The organism is Rhizobium sp. 9140, from assembly GCF_900067135.1.
Lineage (GTDB): Bacteria > Pseudomonadota > Alphaproteobacteria > Rhizobiales > Rhizobiaceae > Ferranicluibacter.
Window position 1 is genome coordinate 40,477 of the sequence record NZ_FJUR01000003.1, and the last position, 25,667, is coordinate 66,143.

Genomic DNA, 25,667 nt, shown 5'->3' on the forward strand with positions numbered 1-25,667 from the left:
GCACGACCAGCGAACCGGAGAAGCGGCCTGGGATCCGATCGTCGCCGGTCGCTCGAACACTATTCTGGCGCCGGTTTCGTCCTCAGCGCAAGCCTGCCTTGACGCTGGCGTCGCGGAGCTCAGGCGGATGATCGCCGAGCGCGACGGCATTTGTGCAGGTGGTGACAGTCTGGCGCAAAAGATTGCCATTGACGACCGAGCAAGAGGCAGCGTTCCAAGCCTGTGCCGCTAAACACGGCCGACGCTGGAAGAGCTTCGTGAACCATGTCTCGACGGATGGTGCACCTTATGACGAAAGCGGGATCCTGCGCGGTTTCGAAACACGCATGGCCCGATCTGGCTCCATTGCTATCGAATGGGGCCGGTAGAATGCGCGGACAAGTGTGAAGGTGCTAAAGACATCACATGGTGATCGCAGCCGGATTGGCGAGAACAGGCCCGTGCTTGGCCGGCGGTCCTTTGAGCCCGTTCGGTTCTGAACCCGTGCCGGCTTGCCCTTCGTTTTTGCTGCGGTCTGAACCAGCGGCCGGCCGCTTCAAGGCCGCTGTCGCGCCGCGGAGCGGCCGGGCCCGTCATCCTTCGCAAAACAGACCCGCGGGCGGCGCGAGGGCATATGCCCTGCTGACCCGCAGATCGGTTCCGCTTGTCTTCGCCTGGCCCGGACCTGGAAGCGTCCGCCTTCCGCCGGTTCGGGTCGACCGCACCGAAGGGCAAGCCGGCACGGGGCCGGAACCACTTCGGAACCGAAAGGAAAGAATATGGCAAAACCCGCAAGCAACCCTCGCCAATCCGGCCGCGTCCTCCAGCTCCGGAAAGGCGCTACCCTCGAAATGGTCCGGCTGACATGCCCGGACAGCGCCCAGGCACTCAAGATTGCCGAGAGCTTTGGCACCGCGATGGTCGACAGCGACGGGATCCGCGATCTCCACGAGCACCTCATCTGCGAGACGGCAGAAGCTCTTAGCGAAGGCCTTGGCGAAAGAGCCATGCAGATCCACCTCCAGCGTATCGTCGGCGCCTTTGTCGGCTCGGCGCACGGAGCCGGACAATTCTACAGCAAAGCCGTCACCGACGCGCGCGACGCTACAGCCAAGGCAGCAAACGATGTCCGCGACGAGGATCTCGATGGACCCGTCGGCTATGACAGCGCCGCCCACAGAAAGCGGGAATTCGCAGCAGACATGGGTATCCAATCCCATGCTCTTCGAATGGCTGCCGAGGGTGCCGTCGCTGCCTACAAAAAGACCGTAGGCGAGACCTGGAAGCCGTTCGATCGTCCAGTCGAAAATCCCGGCCATTCGATAGACCGCAAGGCCGCCGAAGTTCAGATGTCGGCCTTCGACTGATACCGCTTGGGCGGGGTTCGCCCCGCCTGTTTCGCCATCTCGGGCTGGCCGGCCCCGTGGGCCGGCCTTTTCCGTTTGCGGACACCGCGGGCAGAAGAAGGGAATCAAGGTGTTGGTGATCGGGCCGTTGCGGCCCGTCCCCGCCGTCTCACCTGCAGGAGCCGAAAGCCACAGGCAACGGCTTTGCCGTCCTCCACGCTGTTTCGGCCGTTCCGGTGCCTTCAGCCGGCTCATGGGCTCCTGCTCCTGGCCGCCGCGGACGGCCGCGATTGGCGCGGCTCCCATGACGTGGAGAAAAGAAATGAGCAGAAAGACCGAAAGCCACCGCGCTGATATTTATGCGCGTATCACCGATCGGATCATCGAGGAGCTTGCAATTGGCGTCCGCCCCTGGATGAAGCCGTGGAATGCGGGGCATACCCATGGGCGGGTCACCCGCCCGCTGCGCCACAATGGACAGCCCTATTCCGGCATGAACGTGCTCCTTCTGTGGTCGGAACAGATGTCGCGTGGTTTCACATCACCGATGTGGATGACCTTCAAACAGGCACTCGAGCTCGGGGCAGCGGTGCGAAAGGGCGAAACCGGATCGACGGTCGTGTTCGCCAGCCGCTTCACCAAATCGGAGCCGGATGGTAAAGGTGGCGAGATTGATCGGGAAATTCCTTTTCTCAAGGCCTATTCGGTTTTCAATATCGAGCAGATCGATGGCCTTGCCGACCATTACTATCGCCCACAGGCGCCGGTTCAGCATCCGGTCGAGCGGATCGAGCAGGCGGATCGCTTCTTTCGAAATACAGGCGCAGTTATTCGCCATGGTGGCGGCCAGGCGTTTTACGCTCCCGGACTGGATATGATCCAGATGCCACCAATCGAAACGTTCAAGGACGCCGCGAGCTACTACGCGACGCTTAGCCATGAAGCGACGCATAATGCCGCGATCCGGATTATGCCGCATCTCTTTGAGAACCCGCGGCCTGCAGGGTGATCGCGTCAATGGCGTTCGGCATAATCTTCGTGGCTCCAACAACAAGGAGCACGAAAGATGCCTGCGATTCTGAACACCTGCGTCGAGCCCTACCTGGACTCGTTTATCCAGCGGCTCGTTGCCGCCGATTACAAGGCGCCGACCATCAAAGAGTACCGGTCGATCATTCGAAGGCTTGGCCAGGTGATGGATGCGGAAGGGGTAAAGCTTTCAAAACTCACGCTTGACATGGCCGATCGGCTGGGACGGACGTTGCCGCGGAGGTATTACCAGAGTGTCCGCCCTCACAAACTCGCACATCGGTTTGCCCAGCATCTGATCGACATCGGCGTGGTAGAGCCCACGGCGCCAACCCAAGCGCAGATCGCGCGCGCCGACTTGTTGGCAAGGTTCGAAACCTATCTCGTTAAACAACGAGGCCTCAGCCAGCGGACGATCTATCACTCGCTGCGCTTCGCCAACCGTTTCCTCGACTACCGCTTCGGAGAAACGACGATCGATATCGGTTGCTTGCGTCCCGCCGATGCGATCGGGTTCGTGGAGCATGTCCTGGCGAGCGCGCGCCGCGACAAAACGATTGGTACGCATGTTCGGAATTTCCTCCAATATCTGTTTGCATGTGGAGCTACGTCGACCAATCTGGCGCTGAGCGTACCGAAAACTGCAAAGTCCTGGAGTCCGCGACTGCCACGACATCTGTCGCCGGATGGCGTCGAAGCGGTCCTGGCTAATGTGCGCGACAATCCAAGGCACGGCGCACGGGACTATGCGATGCTGCTGCTCATGGCCCGGCTCGGGTTGAGAGCAGTCGAGGTCATGGCAATCCAACTCGACGACATCGATTGGCGCGCCGGCGAACTCATGGTGCGCGGCAAGGGCAAACTACACGACCGGTTACCGATCACGATGGAGGTCGGCGATGCGCTGAGCCGCTATCTTCGTGAAGAGAGAGGCCCTGCGACGTGCCGCACGATGTTTGTCACCCATCGCGCCCCGCATCGACCGTTCAAAGATAGCCAGATCGTCAATAACGTCCTCAAGGAGGCATTGAAGGCAACCGGCCAGAAGCCGGTGACACCCTATGTGGGATCGCACCTGCTCCGCCATAGTCTTGCGACCCAATTGGTGAACACGGGGGCTTCGCTGGATGAAATCGGCGACGTGTTGCGACACCGATCACGAACATCGACGATGATCTATGCACGCATCGACATTGAAGGCCTGCGATCGATCGCACAGCCTTGGCCAGTGGGGGGAGGTGTGTGATGAGCCTCACCATCCAACTCGACCGCTATCTGAGTGTCAGGCGCAGCCTGGGCTATGATCTTGGTACCGCTGCTCGCATCCTTCGTCGCTTCACCCGCTTCGCTGACCGCGAGGGCGCCACACATGTCGACACGGCGTTGTTCCTGCGTTGGCACGGCACGCTGGCTGAGGCCTGCTCCTCGACCAGAGGGGCCAGGCTGACTGTTGTGCGTCTGTTCGCACAATGGCTGAGCAGCTTCGATCCAGCTCATGAGGTGCCCCCACAAGGGCTGCTACCAAGCTCGATCCGACGGTCGCGTCCACACATTTACAGCGACGATGAAATCAGAACAATCATCGCGGCCGCGAAAGAACTGCCGTCGATCTACGGTCTGCGAGGCCTGACCTGCTCCACTCTGTTCGGGCTCATCGCGGTTACTGGTCTTCGTATCAGCGAGGCGTTGGCGCTTGACCGGGATGACATCGACACATTGAACCGCGTGCTGCGGGTACGGCAGGGCAAGCTTGGCAAAGAGCGCTTGCTACCGCTCCATCTCAGCGTCGTCACGCACCTGATCGACTATCTTGCCGAACGGGACCGGCTGATCGGCCATCCTGTCGCGGCGCTGTTCGTCACCGACAAAGCTTCACGGCTCACCGACTGCGGGGCCCGATACAACTTTGCGCGGGCATGTCAGGACGCCGGCCTCAGAACCCATCAACCACACTGCAAACATGGACGGGGACCGCGCATTCACGATCTTCGCCACAGCTTCGCTGTGAAGACGATGATCTTTTGGTACCGCACCGGCAAAGACCCGGCACGCGAGATGATCCGGCTGACTACCTATCTCGGTCACGGCAGCCCTGCCAACACGTACTGGTATCTGGAAGCAGTGCCCGAATTGCTCGGTCTGGCAATGGCGCGAGCGACATCCGACGACGAGGAGGCAGGTCGATGAGTGTTGCTACCTTGCCTTCGTTAATCCAGCGCTTCTTCACTGACCGGCTCCGCATCCAGATGGAAGCGAGCCCCCATACGATTGCCGGCTACCGGGATACGTTCCGACTTTTGTTGCGGTACGCAAGTGCACGACACAGCAAGCCGCCGGTCAAGTTGACGATCGAAGATATCGACGCCGATCTGGTTGCCGACTTCCTCGTCTATACTGAGACTGCCCGAGGCAACAGCGCACGCAGCAGAAACACCAGGCTCGCCGCGATCAGATCCTTCTTCCGCTATGTCGCGATGAGCGACCCGACTTGGCTGCTACAATGTCAGCGGATCCTCGCCATGCCCAACAAGCGCTACGTGCGGCGCGAGGTGACGTTCCTCGACACCAACGAAATCGCTGCCTTGCTGGCAGCGCCTGACCGGCAGACATGGGCGGGGCGACGCGACCATGCCCTGCTGTTACTCGCGGTACAAACCGGGCTCAGGGCCTCCGAGCTGGTCGGTCTCAAGTGTGCTGACGTGGTACTCGGATCCGGCGCTCATATCCGCTGCATGGGAAAGGGCAGGAAGGAGCGCGCCACCCCGCTTCGCCGTGAAACGGCCAAGCTCCTGGCCGTTTGGATCGGGGACGGTGACAAGGGCAGGCCGCTATTCCCATCGATCAGAGGGGAGCCGCTGAGCCACGATGCCCTTGAGCATCTCGTGCGCAAACATTGCCTGACGGCATCACGCACGTGCCCCAGCATTGGCTGCAAGCGGGTTACGCAGCATACGCTGCGCCACAGTACGGCGATGGACCTGCTCCATCACGGCGTCGATCCTGCGGTCATCGCGCTCTGGCTTGGTCACGAAAACGTCGAGACCACCCAGATCTACATCCATGCCGACATGCGAATGAAGGAAAAGGCGCTTGCCCGCGTCGCGGCCCCGGCAACGCCTTCGGGGCGGTTCCGGCCAGACGATAACCTGCTCGCCTTCCTGGAAGGGCTCTGATTATTCCGAACAGCCGCATGGCCGAAAACAGGCAACAGGCCTCCAAAAGAGGCCATGCGGCATAATCCGGATCGCGGCATTATGCGTTTTATGCCGATATCGGCATAAGATCCACTGGACCGCTCCTGCCCATCGCATCGGCCGCGATCTCTCACGCTACGCCAGGGACAAGAGCGAGCGAGCCCGGGAAGAGTTGATCGCCTTATCTTGACAGTCTGCACCGACTGGCGGCTTCTTACCGAGGTTGATGCACACGCTGACGGAGGCGCTTTCCAGGCCGGACGCAGCGCTCCCAAATAGCTGGCGGAGGCCGGCCTGGAGAGTGCCGGGCAAGTTGAACTCCTTCGTTGATGCTGGGCTCCCCGGATGGGGGTCTGGGGGAAGGTTGAACGACTTGTGGACAGTGTAATCACAGCTTCAAGCATTACTATTCTGGAGCTCAGATCAGCGGAGGGTCTGGACGCGCATGTCCCGATGATCCTCCGCGACGGGGCACTATACGATCCTGATCTGGATCGCTTTTTGCGCGACCTCCCTCTCAACGGCGTTCGCTCCCGCCATTCTCTCCGTGCCTATGGCTATGACGTTCTCGTCTGGGCTCGCTTTCTATCGGAAGCCTGCGCCAAGACGATATGGCAGGCTGACCGGTATGATGTCCTTGCCTATCATCGCGTCCGACGCCGCGCCGACGCGGGTCAACGCATTTCCGCTGCGTCCTGGAATCGCGCCGTTGCCTGTCTCGATCGGCTATATCGCTGGGGGGTGCAGGAAGGACTGATTGCGGACGTACCCTTCACGCATCGCTCGGTCTGGAGGCAGGGGTACGGTGGGCGCCGGTCGCAGGTGGTAGCGCGGAACGATGCCTATGAACCTGCCGCGCGTCGAGCGGACGTCAGTTTCGTCACGCTCGATGACTACCGACGGTTTCGGGATGTTGGCCTAAAAACGCTTTTGCCTGACGGCCACGCACGCCCTGGCGCCCGAGATCGCAACGGTATCCGCAATGCGCTGTTCTCGGATCTCCTGGTGACTGCAGGGCTTCGCCTTGAAGAAGCGTCGTCTCTCTTCACCTCCGATCTCGTCTTCGCCGATCACCGTGCCGGCCGTCAGGTCTGGCTGGATTTGCCAGATGCCCAAACCAAGGGTGATCGCGGCCGCCAGATTCTTGTTCCCGCTCGACTGCTCGAGCAGGTGCGCGCCTATGTCGATGTCGAACGTGCTCGTGCCGTTACGAAGTTCCAGCAACGCTCTGCATGGCGGTCGGTCGACCGACCGATCTTCGTTCATCGGGATCGGGATGCTGCCCGGCTGCGGTTGCTTGATGGCGGCGATATCGTACTCGACCTGCTCAACCCGGAGGAACGCGGTCGGATCATTATTTGCGACAGCGAGGGCACACCGAGCGAACCGGCGATATTATGGCTTTCGGAGATCGGCTTGCCGGTGCAGCCGAACTCATGGGAAGTCGCTTTCGCGCGTGCCTCCAGCCGGTGCAGATCCTTCGGTTTCGATATCAGCATCAGCCCGCACCAGCTCCGTCACACCTTCGCCGTTCACATGCTGGCGATGCTCATTCAGCACCGCCTCCGCGATGCTGCCTTGCCTGCCGGGGCGATGGAGGGATATCGGCAAGTTCTTGGCGATCCTCTCCAGCAGGTGCAACGGCTTCTGGGCCATGCCAGCCTGACGACAACATATATTTACTTGGACCACATCGCGACGCGCGCCGATACCGTCGATGCGGCTGTTGAAGAACTCCTGGGACTGCTCCCCTCGGAGGCCATGCTATGAGGGGGCGCCCACGCAAGGGAACTGCGGTTCGCTTTGAGCCAGCCGATGGCGTTGTTCCTCCACACGCCAGCAATCCGGTGCTGGGTCTGCGCTTCAACATCGAGGCGCGCTATGGCGGGACCGTCGAAGTTGATCTTGTCGGCGAGCATCCGAGACCCATCGCCCTCGCGTTTGCAGGAGCTCTACGCCGGCAGTCCGAGCTCGGCGGTCCGCTCGGCGCGCGCAGCACGATTAAGCAGCATCTCTCGGCGTACCTTCGGTTTTTCGAATACCTGCGCGAGCACTCCACGGCAACCACGCCAGCCGGTCTGCGTATTCATGATATTAATGGGTATGAAGATTTCCTCGAGGCTGGCGGGATGTCTCCGATCCACCGACATGTTGTTCTTGCCAAAGCTATACTTGCCTTGCGCTCGATCGACGCCGACCAGCCAGGTCTTCTGGATGAAGGTGTTCGTCGTCGGCTGAGCTACACCAGCGCACACTCGGCCGGACGATCCAGACCACGTGATGCCTATAGCCCACTCGTTGCACGGCAGCTTCGCGATGCTGCCCGTGGCGACATCGCCAAGATATTCCGGCGGATCGGCAACCTGCTTGATGAAGACGACAACTATCCCAAGCTTCGCAGACTGACCGACGAGGCCAATGCCCGGATCGTCGCGTCCGGCAGGCTCAGCAGCGCAGACCCCTCCTTCAAAAAGCTCTATTTCATGAGGCTGCGTCGTAGTCTTCCGGTATCGGCACTTTCCGAGGATCTGCACGCCCGTTTCCATCTGCGCGCAATGGATATTCCGCCTCTACTGACCTTCCTGTCATTGGAGACTGGCCTCGAGATCGAGTGCTGCAAGGCATTGACGGTCGATTGCCTCCAGAACCCTGGACCTGGCACCGTCGAGATTGCCTATGTCAAGCGCCGGGCCCGCGGCGCCGAGCACAAACACATTCGCGTCCGCGATGGAGGGGCTGGAACACCGGGCGGTTTGATCCGCAAGTTGATCGAGGCCACGGCCTTCACCAGGCAGTTTGTCCCGAGCAATTGCCTTTGGCTTTACTACTATACCGGGCCAACGCAGCTCCGGGCGGGTATCGAGCATCCACAGGAGCTCGTCGACCGATGGTCCGCAGGCCATGGGATCGTCGATGACAAAGGTGAACCTCTTCGTCTCCTTCTTTCCAGGTTGCGCAAGACCCACAAGGCGCTCTGGTATCTGAAGACTGAGGGTCATATGACCCGCTTCGCCATCGGCCACACGCCGGAGATCGCCGCTCGCCACTACGCGGATATCCCCTCGCTGCGACAGCTACACGAAGCCACCATTACCGAGGCATTCTCAGAGGTCGCGGCCGCTTCAGGTCCGGTCGTTCTGGCGCCTACGGAGGAAGCTTCCTGGCGGCAATCCGATGCGAGGCCCGAAGCGAGCGAGAACATAGACGGCATCCTCAGTGGCGAGCAGGACGTTTGGCTGGCGGCATGCTCCAGGTTTGACCGCAGCCCGTTCGGAACCCCAGGCGAGCCTTGCCCACAACCGTTCTGGGGCTGTCTCGAATGCCGTAACGCTGTCATCACCGCGCGCAAGCTGCCGGCGATCATTGCGTTCCTACGGTTTATCGAGGAGCAGCGGGCGGGTCTCTCCGCGGCGGACTGGGCCATGAAGTTTGGACGTGCCCATGCTCGCATTGCCGGGCAGGTTCTGCCAGGATTCCCTGATAGTGTGGTTGCCGCAGCCCGTCGCGAGGCGGAAGTGTATCCCCTCTATCTCCCGCCAGAGGCCCGCCAATGACGGGACTATCGCCAGCCGCTTCCTCCCGGCATTACGAGCGCCCGGTTCTCGCGACCGCTCCGCTGAAGCCTGGTTTTGATCGAGACGCTCTGTCGCGCTACTGTGATCCGAGCTGGGATCTCGGCCCGGCCGTGTTTCGCGAGAGCGCCCGTCGCTGTCACGTCACCGTGCATTTCGGTTCGGTTGAGGATACGGGCGTCCGCGAGGCGTTGCGCGAACTCCTCTATGCCCGGCTGAACGTCGATCTGCCTGGCCATCGCAGGATCCTTCCTCCCGGCAGTGTCCGGCAGGCGTTCAACCGAGCGCGGCGCTTCTTCGATTTCGTGCGTGATGAACTCGGTGTTGTCGATCTTCACCGGGTCGATCAGCCACTTCTGGACCGCTATGCCCGCCATCTCAGTGCCGATCGTGCCCGCCGGCCCGTCATTGTCGCGCAATTATTGGAAGTACCTGCCGATCTCTTCTTCTATCGCGACCATCTGCCCTCCGGAGGACTGAGGTTTCAACCTTGGACCGGAAGATCACCAGCGCGTGTCGCGGGCTATCGTCAAGTCCGGGAGAACCGGACGCCGCGCATTCCCGAGACAATCATCTCACCGTTGCTCGCCTGGTCGATCCGGTATGTCACCAAGTTCGCCGCCGATATCTTCGCAGCCCGCGAGGAGTTGGACAACCTCGAAGCCCACTGCGCCTCACTCATCGAGCAGGACAGCGTTCTCGAACGTAAAGACCGGCGGCGCCAGCAGCGTAAGCGGCTTGAGGACTACTTCGGTCGGTTGCGCAGTGAAGGTCGCGGAGTGCCGGTCTGGGGCACTGCCCATAACGGTATATTTCTCCGGCATCCCGAGACAGGAGAGCTGTCGCCACCCGTCAACGCCCACCTGCTTCACCTGCACATCGGTATCGACACGCTGGCCGAGCCGAAGATGCACATTCAACTCACGAACGGCGCTCCACGCCAGATCAGAGCTGCGGTGCTCGAGCTCGGTGTCGAGACTGGCGGCATGAATACGCCCGTCTCCATTCTTCCAGAGACCGGCAAGCCCTGGCGGTCTCGTTTCGACGCCAGGACCTTGGCGACGGAAGAGCGCATGCTGCAATCAGCAGCGTATATCCTTTGTGCCTATCTGACCGGCATGCGAGATTGCGAAGTCCAGGCGATGCGGCGCGGCTGTCTTTCCGTGGCGCGAAGCAAAGATGGCATGATCATGCGCCACTGCGTTCGATCCGTCGCCTATAAGGGCAAGTCTGCCCGGGGCGAGCCTGCCGAGTGGGTTACCATCGAACCTGTCGCCAGAGCTGTCGAGGTTCTTGAACGCCTGTCTTTTCCGGCCGCCTCCGCCCGCGGCCTCACGACGCTCTGGCCCGTTCTGATCGCAAGGCCTGTTTGCAAGGACCACCTGTCCGCCGAGATCGTCCGCCAACTCAACCGCTTCCGCGACCACCTCAACGATCTTTTCGCCACCCCGGACACGCCGGCGGTCCCGAATGGGCCTGGTGATCAGCCTTGGCGGATCACGACGCGCCAGTTTAGGCGCACGATCGCATGGCACATCGCCAATCGTCCTTTCGGCACCATTGCCGGTATGATCCAGTACAAGCATGCTTCCGTCGCGGCGTTCGAAGGTTATGCCGGCTCGAGCCGATCCGGCTTTCGGGCCGAAGTCGAGAACCAGCGTAGCCTTGGCCAGCTCGATGACCTGTTGATCTATTTCGACGAGCGGCAGGCCGGAGCAAGGCTGTCGGGGCCTGCGGCGGCACGGATCGCAAAGACGCTCGACAGCGTTTCGGATGATCTCGGGCCGCTTCCGGCCATGATCGCTGATCGCGCCCGACTGCGCACCATGTTCGCGAGCCTCGCGCGGACCCTTCATGTCGGCGTGCTGGCGGATTGCTTCTTCGATCCCGGCACGGCCGTCTGTCTGAAGCAGGCCACCGGTTTCAAAGGGCCGCTGACCGCACTCTGCCAGCCAACCCACTGTCCAAATGCCTGTATTACCTCAAGGCACCGGCCAGCATGGGTCCGGTCCGCACAGGAAGCCGCAGACCTGCTGAAGGAGAAGCGGCTGTCCACGCTTCAGCGAAGCATCCTTCAGCAGGATCTTGAGCGGGCGAACGCGGTCCTGGCCGGCATAGACGAAGCCCGATCCGCACCTGGCTCCTGAACGGAGCCGGGTGGGCTCCTGCGCCGGGGGCCCGCCCGGCGAGCTCGGAGCGCGCGATGCCCGACGCATCCGCGCAACGGCTGACGCCGTCCTCCGCTTGCGCTTCGGCTCTGCGAGTGCACGGCCGCGCCTGAGACATCGCAATCCGCTGCTCCGACGCCGGGACAGGCCCCGGGCGGAGAAGGAGCAACAATCATGACAAGACAAAACATGAAGAACAGCCGCCCGAACGGGCGGCAGGAGAGGAAGAGGAAGGCCGGAGTCGGGCGGTCGGTTGAGGGGGCGAGAGAGGCTCGCGCCGCCGGCCGCGGAGATTCCCCAATGCCCAGCACATCAGCATCCGTCCAGCGCGCTGACGTCTATTCTCGCGTCACGGCCGAGATCATCGCCGCGATCGAGCAAGGTGCCGGCGAATGGCGTGCGCCCTGGTTCCACAACGGCACCAGCATCGCGCGTCCGACCAACATCTCATCCGGCAAGCGCTATCGCGGCATAAACACGCTGGCGCTCTGGGCCGCAGGTTTCGCCGCCGGATATGGCGATGGTCTCTGGGGCACCTACAAGCAATGGCAGGATGCTAGCGCGCAGGTGCGTGAAGGCGAACGCTCCACCACGGTCGTCCTGTGGAGCGAGATCCGGTCTTCCAGGCAGGCCGAGAACCAAGACGATGATGACGGGCATCGGAGGATGTTCGCCCGTGCGTTCTCCGTCTTCAACGTCGCTCAGGTCGACGGCTACGAGCGCCCAGCGACTCCTGTACTGCCCGAGGCCGAACGCCTCGCCCACGCTGAAGCATTCATCGCAAACTTGGGCGTTGAGACCGAATTCGGCGGGTCGGAAGCCTATTACCGGCCCTCGGCCGACACGGTGTTCATGCCGCCCTTCACCTCGTTTCGCGATGCCGCGTCATTCTACGGCGTCTGGCTGCATGAGACCGGCCATGCCAGTGGTGCAAAACACAGACTCGACCGTGATCTTTCCGGGCGCTTCGGTTCGGCCGCCTACGCCGCCGAAGAATGCTGCGTGGAAATTCTCAGCGGGCTTGTCCTGGCTGACTTGGGGATCGCCCATCATCCGCGCCCCGACCACGCCGCCTATGTTGCCACATGGCTCAAGGTCCTGAAGGACGATCCCAAGGCCATCTTCACCGCTGCGAGCAAGGCGCAGCAGGCTGCCGATTGGATGCACGCTCAGCAGCCCCAAGTAGAGACAATGGCGGCGTGATCAACATCGCTTCGCCTCGTCGGGTTTGACCTTGATAGGGCCGAGGTGACCTCACTTCGGCCCGTTCGTGCGAGCACGGTTTTGGCAGGAGTGCGCCAACACCGGACATGGGCTTGCTCCGCGTTCAAACCGGAAGTGCAAAAGTCTGCTTGATGACCTCGCTCGGCACGTCTGTCTTCACCGACTGAATACCGTTCTTGCGCGTCAGGTGCGTGGACTGAAAGCGCCGGTAGTCATCGAGATCGGCGACGACAACGCGCAGCAGCGCGTCACTCTCCCCCAGCATGATGTAGCATTCAACCACCTCCGGTAGGCGTCGCATCGCAGCGATGAAGAGGTCAATCGTCTCGGCATCCTGCGCCGTCAGCCAGACCCGCGAGAACATCGACAGGGGAAGGCCGACCTTTGCCTGGTCGACAACCGCGACGTATCGCTTGATGACCCCCGCCTCCTCCAAGACCTTCACCCGCCGAAGGCAAGGGGAAGGCGACAAGCCGACCTCCTTAGCCAGATCGATGTTTTGCATCCTGCCGTCACGTTGAAGAGCCTTCAGGATGCGCCTGTCGATCTCATCGAGCTTTTGAAACATACAAATTTGTCTTCCGTTGGCAGCAAATGCCAATATATTCACTCTGCAAGCAACATTAGCAACCCGATTGCGCTCGCATCCAGATACAACATCGATATGAACGCACATCTGCTCCTACTCTTTTCCGCCACGGTTCTGCCACTGATCTGCACGCCTGGCCCCGACATGCTCTTCATCGCGTCCCAGGCTGTGTCCGGGGGATCGCGAGCAGGGCTTCGCTCAACGCTCGGCGTGGTGCTGGGCTATGGCGTTCATTCCCTTTTGGTCGCCCTTGGACTTGCCGCCGTCGTCGCGGCCTCTCCCGTCCTGTTCGAGGCGATCAGATGGATCGGTATCGCCTATCTGCTCTTCCTCGCCTACAAGCTCATCAGATCAGCCATGCAGTCTCAGGACATCGCCGTATCCGGGCGGAAGGTCGAGAACCAGCTTTCCAAGGGCTTCCTGACGGCGCTCCTGAACCCAAAGGGTATGATGATCTACGTCGCCATCCTCCCCCAGTTCATGGACCATCAGGCGGGCAACGTGACCTTACAAGCCATAAGCCTGTCTCTCGCGTTCATGTTCTGGTGTGCGGTCGTTTACTCGATCCTGAGCCTTACCTTGTCCCGTCTCGGCGGTGGCCACCTCAATGACAAGAAGCGCAGGTTGATTGACGGAACGGCGGGCGGAATGATCCTGCTGGCCGCTGGGTTCATGGCATCTGCACAGCGCTAGCTGATGACCGGTTTGGGTCGACAGCGGCTTTGCTGCTTGACTGTCAGGATATATTGCCGAGCTCGGGAGTTGCTTCCTCTGCGCTGATCTCGGTATCGCCCCGGAGCTCGAGCCACGGCCGGATCATGCGTCCTATCTCCAGTCGTGGCTATCGGTGCTGGCCAACGACAAGCGGGCGATCTTCCAGGCAGCGGCCCATGCGCAGCGCGCGGTGAGCTTCCTGCATTCCTTGCAGCCGGAAGCGGAGTTGAAGGCTGCGGCCTGACGTTCAGGCGCGGTCGGCACCACCGGTGGCGGCCGCGTTATCCTCATCCCGATGGTCCTTCAGACCTTGGGAGATGTCAGCATCCAGCCTTCCCCAGATTGACGGTTTTTGAGCGTCGGGTTTGGGTTTGCGGGTCGGTCTACGTTCGACGATGAACGGCTTGGTCTGCTGGCGCATTGATCCTCCGGGCTGCGATTCGCGAGTGCAACGATATCGCACAGGGTAAGTGGGGCAAGCGGGCCTATTATGTGAGGTGCTCGTGTCCCCGACTGAAACAAGCAACGACGGTCGAAGCGGGGGATGGCGCAAGATGCCATTCGTGCCCGGGCGAGAGCGGCGGAACACCATTGCCATATCCCTTCACGTCAGAGTTTCCGGCAACCCATCTGCGGGCTCGATAAGGCATGTCTGACCGGAGACCGGCTGCGCCTCGATCGTTTTCCCGCAACGGCTAGCCGCAGATTTCTTACCCCGGAAGGCTGCGCCTTTCTCCTCGCCCACTAACAAATCTGCGACTTGCCGCCCTCCATTTCATTCCGGCCCTATTGGGTGCGGTCCGATCGTCACCGGTCTTTTGACAGCTATCGAGGTCGCGATGGGCGCGGCCCGAACACGAGAAAAGGAATACGACAATGGCAACCATCGGCACATTCACCTCCACCGAAAACGGCTTCACCGGCTCCATCCGCACGCTCGCCCTCAACGTCAAGGCCCGCATCGCCCGGGTCGAGAACCCCTCCGACAAGGGCCCGCAGTTCCGCGTCTACGCCGGCAGCGTCGAGCTGGGTGCCGCCTGGCAGAAAACCTCCGAACAGGGCCGCGACTATCTCTCAGTCAAGCTCGACGATCCGAGCTTCCCAGCTCCGATCTACGCAACGCTCGCCGAAGTTGAAGGCGAGGATGGCCTCCAGCTCATCTGGTCGCGCCCGAACCGGGACTGATTGACATCACGGGGCTCCGCCGCCGGCGGAGCCTTCTCCTCTGCCGAGAAGTCAAAGCAGGACCCGGTATCGAGCCAGGTCCTGCTTTTTTGGTGGCATACGGAAACGGGGGATAGCTGCTCAGATCTGTCGAGGATGTCGGGCCGAAATGACGGCCTCAAGGACGAGCGGTTCCCCCAATTTCGCGCGAACGCTCGAAGAGCGGTCACACGAAATCGGCTCCCCCACTCGCCGCCGCTTGCGGTCGCATCCGCGATCCCTGACCCCGCCATCCCGTCCCGCCCTGCGAAATCGTCTTTCACAAACTCAAGGAGATGAGACGATGACGATCGAACAGCACATCGAAGAACTGCGGGCTGAGCTGAAGACCGCTTGCGACGCTGCGGAGCGCCGCGAGATCCAGACCGAGCTGGACCTGGCTCAAGCGGAGTTGGCAATCATCACGGCAGAGCAGGACGGTAGCGTCGATGCCGGGCCGCCCTTCTGAGGGCGGTAGACTACACAGCCAGGCGTTGTCTCTGTGTAAGATGTCGAAAGGTGGAGACATTGCACGGTGTCCTGTCGAGTGAGGTCATCGACATCAGGGATGTTGCAGTCCGGTCGTCGGGCAGCAACTCATCGCCATCAGAATTTTCCCCGCCGCTTCGCGTCTCCTTGCGCGCCAAAATTCAGGTGTCGATAAGTCCTCCGCTTCGCTGCGGCCGTACCGATGCAACCCTCCTTGTCCCGGCCTGCGGCCGATCCCTGCGATGTCCGCAATCGACAAGGAGAAACCACCATGCAACGCCTCGCGCAATTCCTGGCCGCCACAGGCCGCAAGCTTTCTTCCCTTGGCAAGGTGATCGGCCACTTTTTCCGCAAGGGCAAACTCGGCCTGAAGCTCGCGATCAAGATCCCATTCTTCGTCGAGATCGAGATCTCCTTTGAAACAGATTGGAGCAGGCGCCGATAACGGCGTTGTGCAACGGCCAGCAATCGTGGGCCGGTTTCAGCACCAGGGCTGTCTACGGCCCGTCCAGGTTCTGGCCAGGCCTTCCGATACGAGGATATCACCGAGGCTCCTGCCGTCACGGATGAGGACGCGGAGCTTGCGACCATATCTGTCTTCGTCGCGTCCGGGCCATGCGCGAAGCTCGAAGGTACCCTGATTGACCAGTTCGATCAGGCGATCGGTCGCTCTATTTCCCAGCGCCAGCTCTGTTGCGCACTTCGGCTCGCTGATCTCGGGAGCGTCGATATCGGCAATGCGGATTTTTGCGCCCTCAATCCAGAGAGTATCTCCGTCCACGACGCAGGCGAAGCGATCACCACCGAAACATTTCCGGTATGTTGTCTCCGGACTGATGACCAAGCTCGCAGCCTCGGCGACTGGAACGATCCCAAATATGTGAGCGCCCAGCGCACAGCCGGATACTGCGATCGCGACGATGATCTTTCTCACGGGATAACGGAACTCTGGCCGAAGGCTATGGTCATTCTTCTGCAATTCCATGGGTCTCAATTTGAGTTCGATCCGTCAGAGATGGTTTTCATATCGCTCTTCGGTGAAGCTGGCGCTAAGGCCGCTGCAAGCTATCCCGGTACGTATGTTGTGCCGAGTTGATTGTACGGTATCCCCGGTGGCGTTTTTGCCTGACGAGATCGAGGAACAATTCAACCGCGTCTTTCTCTTGCTCGAAGTGATGAACCTTTAGCTGGCCTCTGGTTCCGATGCGTCCCCAGCGCCGCATAAGACAGGCCTCTCCGAAGAGGGTCGGTTCGATCGACATGGCATAGAAGCGCGCCATGTTGTTCTCGGCGTCCGTGCGTTCGATATAGAGGCGATATGGCTGGGCGATCATGGTGAGAGAATCGCGCAATCGGGCCCATGCGTCCAACGACAGTTGTGAATCGATGGTCGCGGAACGATTCAGTTTTGTGAAGTATGGACAGAAGGAGCGCGGGGCGGTCCGCCTTTGGCGTACGGCTCTATTCGCTGAAGCGAACGAAGCCCGGCTGTGGTCTTCGCCGATCCCGGTAACGATCCTCCCGCGATAGCCGACTGCCATTGATCAGTATCCCAGGTAACCGAGAATATCGGCGCCGCAATCGTTGGCTTGCTGGTCTGGCTGAGCGATGACATCACCGGTCGTGACATCTACTAAAGCCCTATCGCTATTGCGAACGATTGCCTCAATTTGATGGATGCGGCATTCTTCGATGGCCTCTTCTGCCGTGACCTGTGCCTCGCAGGCTTCCCAATATCTCATCGCCCGATCTCCGGGTCCGGGTTCTCCCTCAGACCTTGATTTCCAATGGCTCACGTTTTCCATGGAAGCGGTTATCGCCAACGCAGGACTTCATGTCGGCTCGCCGGAACCACATCGCGCGACCGCATCGAAGCGGCGCATTTCCCCCGGTGAACACAATCTGCTCATCGGCACGCATGCGCAGGACTTCGTGCGGCTGGATCAATGGTCGGCTGGCAAGTTGCTTTGATCGGGTTCGTGACGAACCCCTCGCCTGAACGCTGCGGCTGACCTGGTCGATCTCGACCGTCGTTGTTCCACAACGCCGGGAGATATAGTCCGCGGTCTCCGGATCGTTGATCGCTGAGAAACTGATCCAGCTCGCGCTTTCGAACCACTTGCTGGTGGCGTCGCGTCCGCCATAGGTTTCGCGCATCTGGCCGATCGACTGATAGATCATGAGAAGCGTGATCCCGTACTTGCGGCCGGCATCGCGTGCCGTCTCAAGGATTCTCATGAAACCCAGGCGAGCGACCTCGTCGAGAAGGAACAGAGCGCGTCCCGGCATCGCCCCGTCACGATTATAGATGGCGTTCAGGAATGAGCCGATGATCACCCGCGCCAGACCTCCGTGGGTTTCCAGCGTTTTGAGATCCAGTGCGACGAACACGTCGGTCGTTCCCGACGCGATGTCATCGGTCGAAAAGGTCGAACCGGACACGAGACCGGCATAGTTCGGATAGCTCAGCCAATGTGTTTCTTTGATCGCGTTGGCATAGACACCGGAGAAGGTTTCGGGCGTCATGTTCACGAACGCTGCCACGTTCTCCTTCACAAAATCGGACTCGGAGTTGTCGTAGATTTCCTGAAGCCGCGCGCGCAGCTTCGGCTCCGGTTCCGAGAGGTTGATGCGCACGGTCCGCAGCGTCTGATCCTTTTTTTCCGTATGACCCGAGAGGCAGACATCGGCGATGATCGCCGTCAGCAACTGCAAGCCGGATGCCCGAAAGAAATCGTCCCGTACGCCGCTGGCGCGGCCGCTTTCGCTCATGATCCACGAGGCGACCGCAGCGATATCCTCTTCCTTCGTCCCGCCATGCTGACCGATCCAGTCCAGGGCATTGAACCCGATATCCGGATCCTTCGGGTCAAGCACGATCACATCACGGCCGGCTTCGCTCCGGTGCGCCTTGACCATCGGCGCCACCTCATTGGATGGATCAAGTACGATCAACGTGCCGCCCCATTTCAGCGCCGTTGGAATTGTCACCGACGTAGTCTTGAAACCGCCGGAGCCGGCGAAAACGATGCCATGTGACGATCCGAACGAACCATCGAAGCAGAGCAGCGGTGACTTGCCCCCGGCGCCCCATGTCTCAGGCTTATCGGCCCGAAACGAGAGTGCCGCCGTGCTGTCGCGATCGACACGATACCGCTCGCCGATCACGATGCCGCCGCCGTCTGCGAACAGTTTCTCTGCTTCCGGCAGTTTCATCCATTCCGCCTCGCCATGCAGCGCGCGTTTACCGCGGATGCGTTTCGGCTCGGAACGCGAGAATGCGGCGTTGCCGATCACCGCGACGCGCAGCGCGAACATGCCAGAGAACAGAGCTGCGGCAGCACCTGTCATTGTTGCCGGGTCGACGTAGGACAGGATCGACCTGGCCGCAGGCGCCTGTCCGGCAAATTGCGAAAGCCGCATTCCTTCCCGAACGACGGCAATGGCGATGACGGCGCCCGATCCGGCAGCGACGCCCCACCCTGCGGTCTTGATGTTGACCGATCCCTGGGCACTGAGGAGAAAGATCAGCCCGATCGCAGCACTTGCGATATAGGGCAGCGACAGTCCGATTCGGCCGAGGGTCAATTTGGCCTCTGCCGTTTTTCCGAAACTGGCGAGCCACTGTTCGATCCCCAGCAACGCGAGGGCGATGGCTATCATCATCAGCATCGGGACAACGGCGAGCAGGATCCTATTCGCTGTCATTGCCGAATGCCTCCGCGCCGATTGCGATCAGACGGGATCGCTCCGCCTCATCGGCCTTGATCCTCGTCTTCGCTTCGATCAACAGACCGAGCAACAGCGCGCGTTTTTCATAGCGCAGGCCTGCTTTGACGATCAGGCCGCCCAATTCGATCTTCTCGCGAGCATCCTTCTTTCTTGCCTCTGCTGTGGTCAGCCGCTGCATCCGCTCAAGCCTCGCCAGCCTGGCCCGCAGCCGCGCCAGCACTGAGCGACGTGGCCGTCGACGTTCCGGTCGTTCCAGCGGCACTCTTTTCCTTTCCGTTCGATCCGGCTCTACCTCCGCGAAACCGCTTCGCCACCTCCTCGAACGCCGCCTGAAGATCGGCGTCGTCGATTTCGATCTCTCCGAGCCCCGCCTTCAGCGCAATGCGGCCGATGCGTTCGGCGTCGCGTGTTTCCGCCTGCTTCAGCTGTTCCTGCAGGCGGGCAAGTTCTTCGCGGATTTTCGACGTTGGCTTCTTCATCGGGATGCAATCTCCAGTGATATCCGTGGAATGGTGGGATGAGAGTCCCCGATTTTTCCCCGGCAGGACAGGTACAAATTTGTACCTCGCCAAAGCGTCAGCATTTGGCGAATGATCCCGCCGCTCGACAAGAGCGGATCCAAGGGCGCAATTATACGTCGCTGATGCGACGTTCTGCTTTAGCCCCCTGGCGGGGCTGCCTCTTGCGATCAACCTGTTGATTTCGTTCGCAAGAAGGAGCGATCCGCCCGTGGCCGTCCCGCATTTCTCAGTCAGCATCGTCGCTCGTGGCTCTGGCCGCAGCGCAGTGCTGTCTGCGGCCTACCGGCACTGCACCAGGATGGAGTATGAGCGGGAAGCACGCACAATCGACTACACCAGGAAGCAGGGTCTTCTGCACGAGGAGTTCGTGACCCCTGCCGATGCGCCAGACTGGCTGCGCGCCATGATTGCCGATCGATCGGTCTCGGGAGCCTCGGAAGCGTTCTGGAACAGAGTCGAAGCTTTCGAAAAGCGGGTCGATGCCCAACTCGCCAAGGATGTGACCATCGCGCTGCCGGTCGAACTCTCGTCCGAGCAGAACATCGCGCTGATGCGAGACTTCATTGCCGAGCATATCACGTCAAAGGGTATGGTCGCAGACTGGGTCTATCACGATGCACCCGGCAACCCGCATGTCCACCTGATGACGACATTGCGGCCTCTGAGCGAGGACGGGTTCGGTGCCAAGAAGGTCGCTGTTCTTGGACCAGACGGCCAGCCCATGCGCAATGACGCCGGCAAAATCATCTATGAACTCTGGGCGGGTGGCTCCGAGGATTTCAATGCCTTTCGTGATGGATGGTTTGCTGTCCAAAATCGGCACCTGGCGCTTGCCGGGCTCGATATCCGCATCGATGGCCGATCATTCGAAAAGCAGGGTATCGACCTGACCCCGACCATTCATATCGGGGTCGGCGCCACCGCCATCGAGCGAAAATCGGAAACGGAAAACGGGCTGGCGACAGCCGGGTCACGGAAGCTCGAGCGGATCGAATTGCAGGAAGAGCGGCGCGCGGAGAACGTCCGGCGCATCCAGCGCAATCCCGGCATCGTGCTTGATCTCATCACTCGGGAGAAGAGCGTTTTCGACAACCAGGACGTGGCGAAAGTCCTCCATCGCTATGTCGACGACGCGGCTCTCTTCCAGAGCCTGATGGCGCGGATCATGCAGCATATGGACGTGCTGCGTCTCGACCGTGAGCGTATCGACTTTACCTCCGGTGTCAGGACGCCAGCGCGGTACACGACGCGCGAAATGATCCGCCTTGAGGCTGAGATGGCAAACCGGTCAATCTGGCTGTCCCAGCGATCGTCACACCGCGTCCGGCAGAAGTTCATCGGGGCGGTGTTCGAGCGCCATGAGCGCCTCTCGGACGAGCAGAAAACGGCCATCGAGCATGTTGCAGGTCCTGAGCGGATTGCAGCCGTGATCGGCCGCGCCGGCGCCGGCAAGACCACGATGATGAAGGCCGCACGCGAGGCCTGGGAGGCGGCCGGTTATCGTGTCGTTGGTGCCGCCCTGGCGGGGAAGGCTGCCGAAGGATTGGAAAAGGAAGCGGGTATTCTTTCCCGTACACTATCCTCCTGGGAACTGCGCTGGGCTCAAGGTCGCGACCATCTCGATGACAAGACCGTTATGGTTCTGGACGAAGCCGGCATGGTCTCTTCGAAACAGATGGCGCAGCTTGTTGAAGAGGCAACGGTCCGCGGGGCAAAGCTCGTTCTCATCGGTGATCCGGAGCAGCTCCAGCCGATTGAGGCCGGTGCTGCGTTTCGGGCAATCACCGATCGTATCGGCTACGCCGAACTCGAAACCGTATATCGCCAGCGCGAGCAATGGATGCGCGACGCTTCGCTCGATCTCGCCCGCGGCAACATCGCCAAGGCTGTCGAGTCCTACAGTGCAAACGGTCGGATGATGGCATCGACCTTGAAGTCGCAAGCCGTCGAAAACCTAATCTCCGATTGGAACCGCGACTACGATCCAGCCCGGTCCTCTCTAATCCTCGCCCACCTTCGCCGCGACGTGCGGATGCTTAATGCCCTGGCGCGCGCCAAGCTAGTCGAGCGCGGACTTGTCGATGGCGGTCACGTCTTCAAGACGGAAGACGGCATCCGTCATTTTGCCGCTGGCGACCAGATCGTCTTCTTGAAGAATGAAGGCTCGTTGGGCGTCAAGAACGGCATGCTGGCCAAGGTCGTGGAAGCCGCCCCGGGGCGTATCGTTGCCGAAATCGGCGAAGGCGAACATCGCAAAGTTATCAGCGTAGAGCAGCGGTTCTATAACAACGTCGATCATGGATATGCGACGACGATCCATAAGAGCCAGGGAGCGACCGTCGACAGGGTCAAGGTTCTGGCCTCGCTCTCCCTCGACCGTCACCTGACCTATGTGGCAATGACCCGTCATCGGGAGGATCTCGGCGTCTATTATGGTTCGCGATCCTTCGCCAAGGCGGGTGGCCTGGCCGAGCTTCTATCGCGGAAGAACTCCAAGGAAACGACGCTCGACTACGAGAGGGGCGCCTTCTATCGCGCGGCCCTTCGTTTCGCCGACGCGCGCGGCATGCATCTGGTCAACGTCGCGCGCACCCTCGTTCGCGACCGCCTCGACTGGACCGTTCGCCAAAAACAGAAGCTCGTCAATCTCACCGCCCGCCTGGCGACGATCGGCGCACAGCTCGGTCTCAAGGGCCCGAATACCCAAATGACCCCGAACCCCGTCATGGAGGCAAAGCCAATGGTGTCAGGCATCACCACGTTCCCGAAATCGATCGACCATGCCGTTGAGGATCGCCTAGTCGCCGATCCGGGTTTGAAGAAGCAATGGCAGGAGGTCACGGCACGCTTTACCCAGGTCTTCGCCGAGCCGGAGACCGCGTTCAAGGCGGTCAATGTCGACGCCATGCTGAAAGATCCGGCAAGAGCGCAGACAACGCTTGCGAAGATCGCAGCTGAGCCGGAAAGGTTTGGAGCGCTCAAGGGCAAAACCGGCATCTTCGCCAGAGCGAATGAGAAGGCGGCGCGCGACACGGCGCTTGTCAACGCGCCTGCCCTGGTGCGAAACCTCGAGCGCTATGTGACGGCGCGCGTCGAGGCGGAGCGCAAGCATGAAGCGCAAGAGCGGGCAATCCGTCTCAAGGTCTCCGTCGACATCCCTGCCCTCTCTCCATCGGCCAGGCAGACGCTGGATAGGATCCGCGATGCGATCGATCGCAACGATCTTCCTGCCGGTCTCGAATATGCGCTGGCCGAGAAGATGGTCAAAGCGGAACTGGAGGGGTTTGCCAAGGCTGTGTCCGAGCGTTTCGGAGAACGCAGCCTGCTGCCGATCTCGGCAAAAGATGCAAACGGCGAGACCTTCCACAAATTGACGGCCGGGATGAACCCTTCGCAAAAAAGCGAAGTGCAGTCGGCGTGGAACAGCATGCGCACGGTGCAGCAGATCGCCGCGCACGAGCGCACCACGCTGGCATTGAAGCAGGCTGAAACAGCGCGGCAAACCCAGACAAAGGGGCTTTCCCTCAAATGATCATGATGATGCTTGAAGGTGGCACGGTGCCTCGTCAACGTCGCCGCGCCTGCTTCACGTTATCCGTGGCCGCCGGTCTGTTGATCGTCCTCTTTGCGGCCGGTTGGGTTGGTGGTCTGCGCATCAACACGACGCCCAGTGAGCCGCTCGGCCTCTGGCGCATCGTTCCTCTCAACCGCTCGGTCCGATCCGGGGAAACGGTTTTCGTGTGCCCGCCTGACAATACTGCTACGCGCGAGGCGAGGCAGCGCGGATATCTCCGTCCGGGACTTTGCCCCGGTGGGTTCGGACCGTTGATCAAGACCGTCATCGCGGTGGCGGGACAGCGCGTGGACGTCACCGATCGTCTCGCCATTGATGGCGTGCCGATCCCCGGATCCCGCATCATAGAGAAGGATGCACAGGGGCGATCTCTTCGGCACGATCAAAGCGGGATGGTGCGAGCCGGAGAGGTGTATCTGCACTCCGACTTCATCGGCTCCTGGGATTCCCGGTATTTTGGGCCGGTGCCTGTTTCAGGCATGCTCGGTCTGGCGCAAGAGGTGTTGACCTATGCCCCGTGAGATCGTGATCACGGCCGTTCTCGTCCCGCTTGCCGTGGTGGTCGGTACGATCGGCTGGAGCGGCCAGGCGGCCCTACTGCCTGCGGCAACCTTCTTCCCGCTTCTGTGGGCGCGATCACCAACGCGGATCGCAGCGGCCCTCGTCGCGGCCGGCTATTTCCTGGCGGCGTCACGGGGTTTGCCATCCGGCGTCGCACAGTTCTTTGCTGCGGATCTCTGGGTCGGCCTCAGTTTCTGGGTCGCGGCGGCATCGTCTTTCGTTGCTGTCCATGCGGCGCTTTGGACGATGCGGTCGGGCTCGGCAAAATCAGCACGCTATCTGCTCATCTTGGCTCTCACCGGTCTGCCGCCACTCGGCATCACAGGCTGGGCGCATCCGCTGACGGCGGCCGGCATACTGTTTCCAGAATGGGGATGGTGGGGGCTTCTCGCGTTGACAGCCGGCCTGATCGGTCTCGTAACCCGGATCGGGCCGGCTATCGCCATTGCCCTGTCAGGTCTATGGCTTTGGTCCGCCGCATCGGGGACAAATCAGATTCTACCGGAGGGGTGGCGTGGTGTCGACCTTGAAATGGGCGCGAGTCTCGGCCGCGATCAATCCCTTCGACTTCAACGTGACCTGGTGACGGCTGTTCGGCAGGCTGCCGGAACACGAGAGACCGTCGTCGTGCTTCCCGAGAGCACACTGGGCTTTTGGACGCCAACGCTTGAACGTTTCTGGCGGAATGAGGTGCAAGAAACGCACGTGACTGTAGTCGCCGGCGCGGCGGTCGTCGATGCGGTTGGCTACGACAACGTCATGGTGGCCATCGATGCGCATGGGGGGCGTGTCCTCTATCGCGAGCGCATGCCTGTTCCGGTTTCGATGTGGCGTCCATGGGAGCGATGGACAGGAGAGACTGGCGGCGCCCGCGCCAACCTCTTGGCCAATCCTGTCGTCGAGGTCGCGGGCCGAAAGATCGCGCCTCTTATCTGCTACGAGCAGCTCGTACTGTGGCCCATTCTCCAGTCGATGCTACACCGACCCGACGCGATCGTTTTGATCGGCAATGGCTGGTGGACGACGGGTGGCAACATCGTCGCCATCCAGCGCGCGAGCGCCAAAGCCTGGTCCGCCCTGTTCGGCGTCCCCCTTGTGATTTCCTTCAATACCTGAACTTTGGAGCCTTCGTCATGGATGCTGCCTTTATCGCGGAATGCGCCGATCCCTCGCTGAAACCCGCCATCGTCGAGCATTTCGTAGCCGCTGTCGGTCCGGGCGATCCGCTGGCCGTCACCGTCAAAGCCGGAGGGCGGCTCATCCTTGTACCAAAACCGAAGACGCCCGACGAGGCTATGGAGATCATACGCCAGTATGTCGGGCAGGCCGTCGTGCGTGTGGGCCTTACACAGTTCCCGGCGGGTGTCGGCGTGAAGGACGCATCCGAGCTGAAACCAGATCTGATGGAGCCTTGCGAAAATCTTCGCATGGGGACGAAGATGTTTTCAAAGATCATGCGCATCGTTTCACAGTGGTATGGCAACCCAACGAGCAAAGAGGTGCTTCCACAGATCTTCGAAGATGCCGTTTACGCCTGGAACACCGGCCAGTTCGAGGGGCAAAGCGTGTTTCAGGCGCAGGATCCAGGAGGAACAATCGTCGATCGGAAGGAAGTTTCTTCGGATGCCGCGGACAAACCTGCGGATGCTAACCCCTCCCAGAGCGAAGGGGAGCCCCTAGACGAAAAAGAGGTTGGGACTGCGGGAATTCGGGTCGATTTGTCCCGGATCGGTGGGCAGAAGTAGTGCTGGATCCGACTTCGAGGACAGGTA

Annotated in this window: 24 protein-coding genes and 3 pseudogenes; 19 read left to right on the plus strand and 8 right to left on the minus strand. The window is 61.0% G+C overall.

The genetic code is table 11. The annotated features are described in order from the left end of the window. The first annotated feature begins 758 nt into the window (after window positions 1-758). The 10 genes and pseudogenes from GA0004734_RS23080 (at window position 759) to GA0004734_RS23125 (ending at window position 12,491) form a co-directional block, all read left to right on the plus strand. The gene (locus tag GA0004734_RS23080; protein ID WP_003501782.1) at window positions 759-1,346 is read left to right on the plus strand and encodes a hypothetical protein; all 588 of its coding nucleotides are present in this window, start codon (window positions 759-761) and stop codon (window positions 1,344-1,346) included. Between the two features lie 301 nt (window positions 1,347-1,647). Beyond that, window positions 1,648-2,277, plus strand: a pseudogene (locus tag GA0004734_RS23085) (ArdC-like ssDNA-binding domain-containing protein); the annotation flags it as partial. Between the two features lie 114 nt (window positions 2,278-2,391). Then, window positions 2,392-3,600 carry a tyrosine-type recombinase/integrase gene (locus tag GA0004734_RS23090; protein ID WP_080823869.1) on the plus strand — a complete coding sequence of 403 codons (1,209 nt, stop codon included), beginning with the start codon at window positions 2,392-2,394 and terminating at the stop codon, window positions 3,598-3,600. Next, window positions 3,600-4,541 carry a tyrosine-type recombinase/integrase gene (locus GA0004734_RS23095; RefSeq protein WP_080823870.1) on the plus strand — a complete coding sequence of 314 codons (942 nt, stop codon included), beginning with the start codon at window positions 3,600-3,602 and terminating at the stop codon, window positions 4,539-4,541. Before GA0004734_RS23090 ends, GA0004734_RS23095 begins: the two co-directional genes overlap by 1 nt. After that, window positions 4,538-5,527 (plus strand): tyrosine-type recombinase/integrase, encoded by a 990-nt coding sequence (locus GA0004734_RS23100; RefSeq protein WP_092938346.1) that lies wholly within the window; start codon window positions 4,538-4,540, stop codon window positions 5,525-5,527. Before GA0004734_RS23095 ends, GA0004734_RS23100 begins: the two co-directional genes overlap by 4 nt. A gap of 112 nt (window positions 5,528-5,639) precedes the next feature. Next, window positions 5,640-5,738: pseudogene (locus GA0004734_RS26580) on the plus strand (antirestriction protein); the annotation flags it as partial. Between the two features lie 155 nt (window positions 5,739-5,893). Further along, complete coding sequence (locus GA0004734_RS23110; RefSeq protein ID WP_092938348.1) at window positions 5,894-7,318, plus strand: tyrosine-type recombinase/integrase; 1,425 nt, start codon at window positions 5,894-5,896, stop codon at window positions 7,316-7,318. After that, complete coding sequence (locus GA0004734_RS23115) at window positions 7,315-9,102, plus strand: hypothetical protein (RefSeq protein WP_092938350.1); 1,788 nt, start codon at window positions 7,315-7,317, stop codon at window positions 9,100-9,102. The genes GA0004734_RS23110 and GA0004734_RS23115 overlap by 4 nt, the downstream gene beginning before the upstream one ends. Beyond that, window positions 9,099-11,267 carry an integrase gene (locus GA0004734_RS23120; RefSeq protein ID WP_092938352.1) on the plus strand — a complete coding sequence of 723 codons (2,169 nt, stop codon included), beginning with the start codon at window positions 9,099-9,101 and terminating at the stop codon, window positions 11,265-11,267. Before GA0004734_RS23115 ends, GA0004734_RS23120 begins: the two co-directional genes overlap by 4 nt. Before the next feature lie 321 nt (window positions 11,268-11,588). Beyond that, entirely contained in the window at window positions 11,589-12,491 is a 903-nt protein-coding gene (locus tag GA0004734_RS23125) for an ArdC family protein (RefSeq protein WP_092938354.1), read from the plus strand. A gap of 124 nt (window positions 12,492-12,615) precedes the next feature. Here the strand turns inward: GA0004734_RS23125 and GA0004734_RS23130 are convergent, their stop codons facing one another. Continuing rightward, on the minus strand, window positions 12,616-13,080 hold the full coding sequence (locus GA0004734_RS23130) for an Lrp/AsnC family transcriptional regulator (RefSeq protein ID WP_092938356.1): 465 nt from the start codon (window positions 13,078-13,080) through the stop codon (window positions 12,616-12,618). A gap of 96 nt (window positions 13,081-13,176) precedes the next feature. On the opposite strand from GA0004734_RS23130, the gene GA0004734_RS23135 reads away from it, so the two are divergent. Both GA0004734_RS23135 and GA0004734_RS23140 read left to right on the plus strand, forming a co-directional pair. Next, the gene (locus tag GA0004734_RS23135) at window positions 13,177-13,794 is read left to right on the plus strand and encodes a LysE family translocator (RefSeq protein WP_092938437.1); all 618 of its coding nucleotides are present in this window, start codon (window positions 13,177-13,179) and stop codon (window positions 13,792-13,794) included. Window positions 13,795-13,846: 52 nt separating this feature from the next. After that, window positions 13,847-14,059: pseudogene (locus GA0004734_RS23140) on the plus strand (zincin-like metallopeptidase domain-containing protein); the annotation flags it as partial. Between the two features lie 3 nt (window positions 14,060-14,062). Here GA0004734_RS23140 and GA0004734_RS26190 read toward each other — a convergent pair. Beyond that, complete coding sequence (locus GA0004734_RS26190; protein WP_175386659.1) at window positions 14,063-14,236, minus strand: hypothetical protein; 174 nt, start codon at window positions 14,234-14,236, stop codon at window positions 14,063-14,065. A 455-nt stretch (window positions 14,237-14,691) separates the two neighbouring features. Here GA0004734_RS26190 and GA0004734_RS23145 point away from each other — a divergent pair, with 455 nt between their 5' ends. The 3 genes from GA0004734_RS23145 (at window position 14,692) to GA0004734_RS26200 (ending at window position 15,952) form a co-directional block, all read left to right on the plus strand. After that, the gene (locus GA0004734_RS23145; protein WP_018326263.1) at window positions 14,692-15,000 is read left to right on the plus strand and encodes a DUF736 domain-containing protein; all 309 of its coding nucleotides are present in this window, start codon (window positions 14,692-14,694) and stop codon (window positions 14,998-15,000) included. A gap of 322 nt (window positions 15,001-15,322) precedes the next feature. Then, window positions 15,323-15,487 carry a hypothetical protein gene (locus tag GA0004734_RS26195; RefSeq protein WP_018326262.1) on the plus strand — a complete coding sequence of 55 codons (165 nt, stop codon included), beginning with the start codon at window positions 15,323-15,325 and terminating at the stop codon, window positions 15,485-15,487. Between the two features lie 291 nt (window positions 15,488-15,778). Continuing rightward, entirely contained in the window at window positions 15,779-15,952 is a 174-nt protein-coding gene (locus GA0004734_RS26200) for a hypothetical protein (protein WP_174007836.1), read from the plus strand. Window positions 15,953-15,988: 36 nt separating this feature from the next. On the opposite strand, the gene GA0004734_RS23150 is transcribed toward GA0004734_RS26200, so the two are convergent. The 6 genes from GA0004734_RS23150 to traC all read right to left on the minus strand — a co-directional run bounded on the left by GA0004734_RS23150 (window position 15,989) and on the right by traC (window position 19,718). After that, window positions 15,989-16,492: a thermonuclease family protein gene (locus GA0004734_RS23150; RefSeq protein WP_092938360.1), complete on the minus strand. Its 504-nt coding sequence runs from the start codon at window positions 16,490-16,492 to the stop codon at window positions 15,989-15,991. A gap of 64 nt (window positions 16,493-16,556) precedes the next feature. Beyond that, a complete protein-coding gene (locus GA0004734_RS23155; RefSeq protein WP_348626118.1) occupies window positions 16,557-17,048 on the minus strand; it encodes a WGR domain-containing protein in 492 nt (163 codons plus the stop codon). 3 nt (window positions 17,049-17,051) lie between these two features. Then, window positions 17,052-17,249 (minus strand): hypothetical protein, encoded by a 198-nt coding sequence (locus GA0004734_RS23160; protein ID WP_092938362.1) that lies wholly within the window; start codon window positions 17,247-17,249, stop codon window positions 17,052-17,054. A gap of 28 nt (window positions 17,250-17,277) precedes the next feature. After that, the gene (gene traG / locus GA0004734_RS23165) at window positions 17,278-19,215 is read right to left on the minus strand and encodes a Ti-type conjugative transfer system protein TraG (RefSeq protein ID WP_092938364.1); all 1,938 of its coding nucleotides are present in this window, start codon (window positions 19,213-19,215) and stop codon (window positions 17,278-17,280) included. Further along, a complete protein-coding gene (locus tag GA0004734_RS23170; RefSeq protein WP_015647743.1) occupies window positions 19,202-19,417 on the minus strand; it encodes a type IV conjugative transfer system coupling protein TraD in 216 nt (71 codons plus the stop codon). The genes traG and GA0004734_RS23170 overlap by 14 nt, the downstream gene beginning before the upstream one ends. A 4-nt stretch (window positions 19,418-19,421) precedes the next feature. Next, window positions 19,422-19,718, minus strand: coding sequence for a conjugal transfer protein TraC (traC, locus tag GA0004734_RS23175; RefSeq protein ID WP_070149938.1), 297 nt, complete (start codon window positions 19,716-19,718; stop codon window positions 19,422-19,424). A 250-nt stretch (window positions 19,719-19,968) separates the two neighbouring features. Here traC and traA point away from each other — a divergent pair, with 250 nt between their 5' ends. From traA to GA0004734_RS23195, 4 genes are read left to right on the plus strand one after another with little or no spacing between them, the layout of a single operon-like run. Further along, entirely contained in the window at window positions 19,969-23,292 is a 3,324-nt protein-coding gene (gene traA, locus GA0004734_RS23180) for a Ti-type conjugative transfer relaxase TraA (RefSeq protein ID WP_092938366.1), read from the plus strand. Next, entirely contained in the window at window positions 23,289-23,855 is a 567-nt protein-coding gene (gene traF / locus GA0004734_RS23185; protein ID WP_092938367.1) for a conjugative transfer signal peptidase TraF, read from the plus strand. Before traA ends, traF begins: the two co-directional genes overlap by 4 nt. After that, entirely contained in the window at window positions 23,845-25,011 is a 1,167-nt protein-coding gene (locus GA0004734_RS23190; RefSeq protein WP_092938369.1) for a conjugal transfer protein TraB, read from the plus strand. The genes traF and GA0004734_RS23190 overlap by 11 nt, the downstream gene beginning before the upstream one ends. 17 nt (window positions 25,012-25,028) lie before the next feature. Then, window positions 25,029-25,640 carry a TraH family protein gene (locus GA0004734_RS23195; RefSeq protein WP_092938371.1) on the plus strand — a complete coding sequence of 204 codons (612 nt, stop codon included), beginning with the start codon at window positions 25,029-25,031 and terminating at the stop codon, window positions 25,638-25,640. The last annotated feature ends 27 nt before the right edge of the window (window positions 25,641-25,667 follow it).

Excerpts from the sequence above, each read along its gene's own strand:
- GA0004734_RS23080 (WP_003501782.1), top strand. The coding sequence starts at position 759 with ATGGCAAAACCCGCAAGCAACCCTCGCCAATCCGGCCGCGTCCTCCAG.
- GA0004734_RS23090 (WP_080823869.1), top strand. The coding sequence starts at position 2,392 with ATGCCTGCGATTCTGAACACCTGCGTCGAGCCCTACCTGGACTCGTTT.
- GA0004734_RS23095 (WP_080823870.1), top strand. The coding sequence starts at position 3,600 with ATGAGCCTCACCATCCAACTCGACCGCTATCTGAGTGTCAGGCGCAGC.
- GA0004734_RS23100 (WP_092938346.1), top strand. The coding sequence starts at position 4,538 with ATGAGTGTTGCTACCTTGCCTTCGTTAATCCAGCGCTTCTTCACTGAC.
- GA0004734_RS23110 (WP_092938348.1), top strand. The coding sequence starts at position 5,894 with ATGGGGGTCTGGGGGAAGGTTGAACGACTTGTGGACAGTGTAATCACA.
- GA0004734_RS23115 (WP_092938350.1), top strand. The coding sequence starts at position 7,315 with ATGAGGGGGCGCCCACGCAAGGGAACTGCGGTTCGCTTTGAGCCAGCC.
- GA0004734_RS23120 (WP_092938352.1), top strand. The coding sequence starts at position 9,099 with ATGACGGGACTATCGCCAGCCGCTTCCTCCCGGCATTACGAGCGCCCG.
- GA0004734_RS23125 (WP_092938354.1), top strand. The coding sequence starts at position 11,589 with ATGCCCAGCACATCAGCATCCGTCCAGCGCGCTGACGTCTATTCTCGC.
- GA0004734_RS23130 (WP_092938356.1), bottom strand. The coding sequence starts at position 13,080 with ATGTTTCAAAAGCTCGATGAGATCGACAGGCGCATCCTGAAGGCTCTT.
- GA0004734_RS23135 (WP_092938437.1), top strand. The coding sequence starts at position 13,177 with ATGAACGCACATCTGCTCCTACTCTTTTCCGCCACGGTTCTGCCACTG.
- GA0004734_RS26190 (WP_175386659.1), bottom strand. The coding sequence starts at position 14,236 with ATGCGCCAGCAGACCAAGCCGTTCATCGTCGAACGTAGACCGACCCGC.
- GA0004734_RS23145 (WP_018326263.1), top strand. The coding sequence starts at position 14,692 with ATGGCAACCATCGGCACATTCACCTCCACCGAAAACGGCTTCACCGGC.
- GA0004734_RS26195 (WP_018326262.1), top strand. The coding sequence starts at position 15,323 with ATGACGATCGAACAGCACATCGAAGAACTGCGGGCTGAGCTGAAGACC.
- GA0004734_RS26200 (WP_174007836.1), top strand. The coding sequence starts at position 15,779 with ATGCAACGCCTCGCGCAATTCCTGGCCGCCACAGGCCGCAAGCTTTCT.
- GA0004734_RS23150 (WP_092938360.1), bottom strand. The coding sequence starts at position 16,492 with ATGGAATTGCAGAAGAATGACCATAGCCTTCGGCCAGAGTTCCGTTAT.
- GA0004734_RS23155 (WP_348626118.1), bottom strand. The coding sequence starts at position 17,048 with ATGGCAGTCGGCTATCGCGGGAGGATCGTTACCGGGATCGGCGAAGAC.
- GA0004734_RS23160 (WP_092938362.1), bottom strand. The coding sequence starts at position 17,249 with ATGAGATATTGGGAAGCCTGCGAGGCACAGGTCACGGCAGAAGAGGCC.
- traG (WP_092938364.1), bottom strand. The coding sequence starts at position 19,215 with ATGACAGCGAATAGGATCCTGCTCGCCGTTGTCCCGATGCTGATGATG.
- GA0004734_RS23170 (WP_015647743.1), bottom strand. The coding sequence starts at position 19,417 with ATGCAGCGGCTGACCACAGCAGAGGCAAGAAAGAAGGATGCTCGCGAG.
- traC (WP_070149938.1), bottom strand. The coding sequence starts at position 19,718 with ATGAAGAAGCCAACGTCGAAAATCCGCGAAGAACTTGCCCGCCTGCAG.
- traF (WP_092938367.1), top strand. The coding sequence starts at position 23,289 with ATGATCATGATGATGCTTGAAGGTGGCACGGTGCCTCGTCAACGTCGC.
- GA0004734_RS23190 (WP_092938369.1), top strand. The coding sequence starts at position 23,845 with ATGCCCCGTGAGATCGTGATCACGGCCGTTCTCGTCCCGCTTGCCGTG.
- GA0004734_RS23195 (WP_092938371.1), top strand. The coding sequence starts at position 25,029 with ATGGATGCTGCCTTTATCGCGGAATGCGCCGATCCCTCGCTGAAACCC.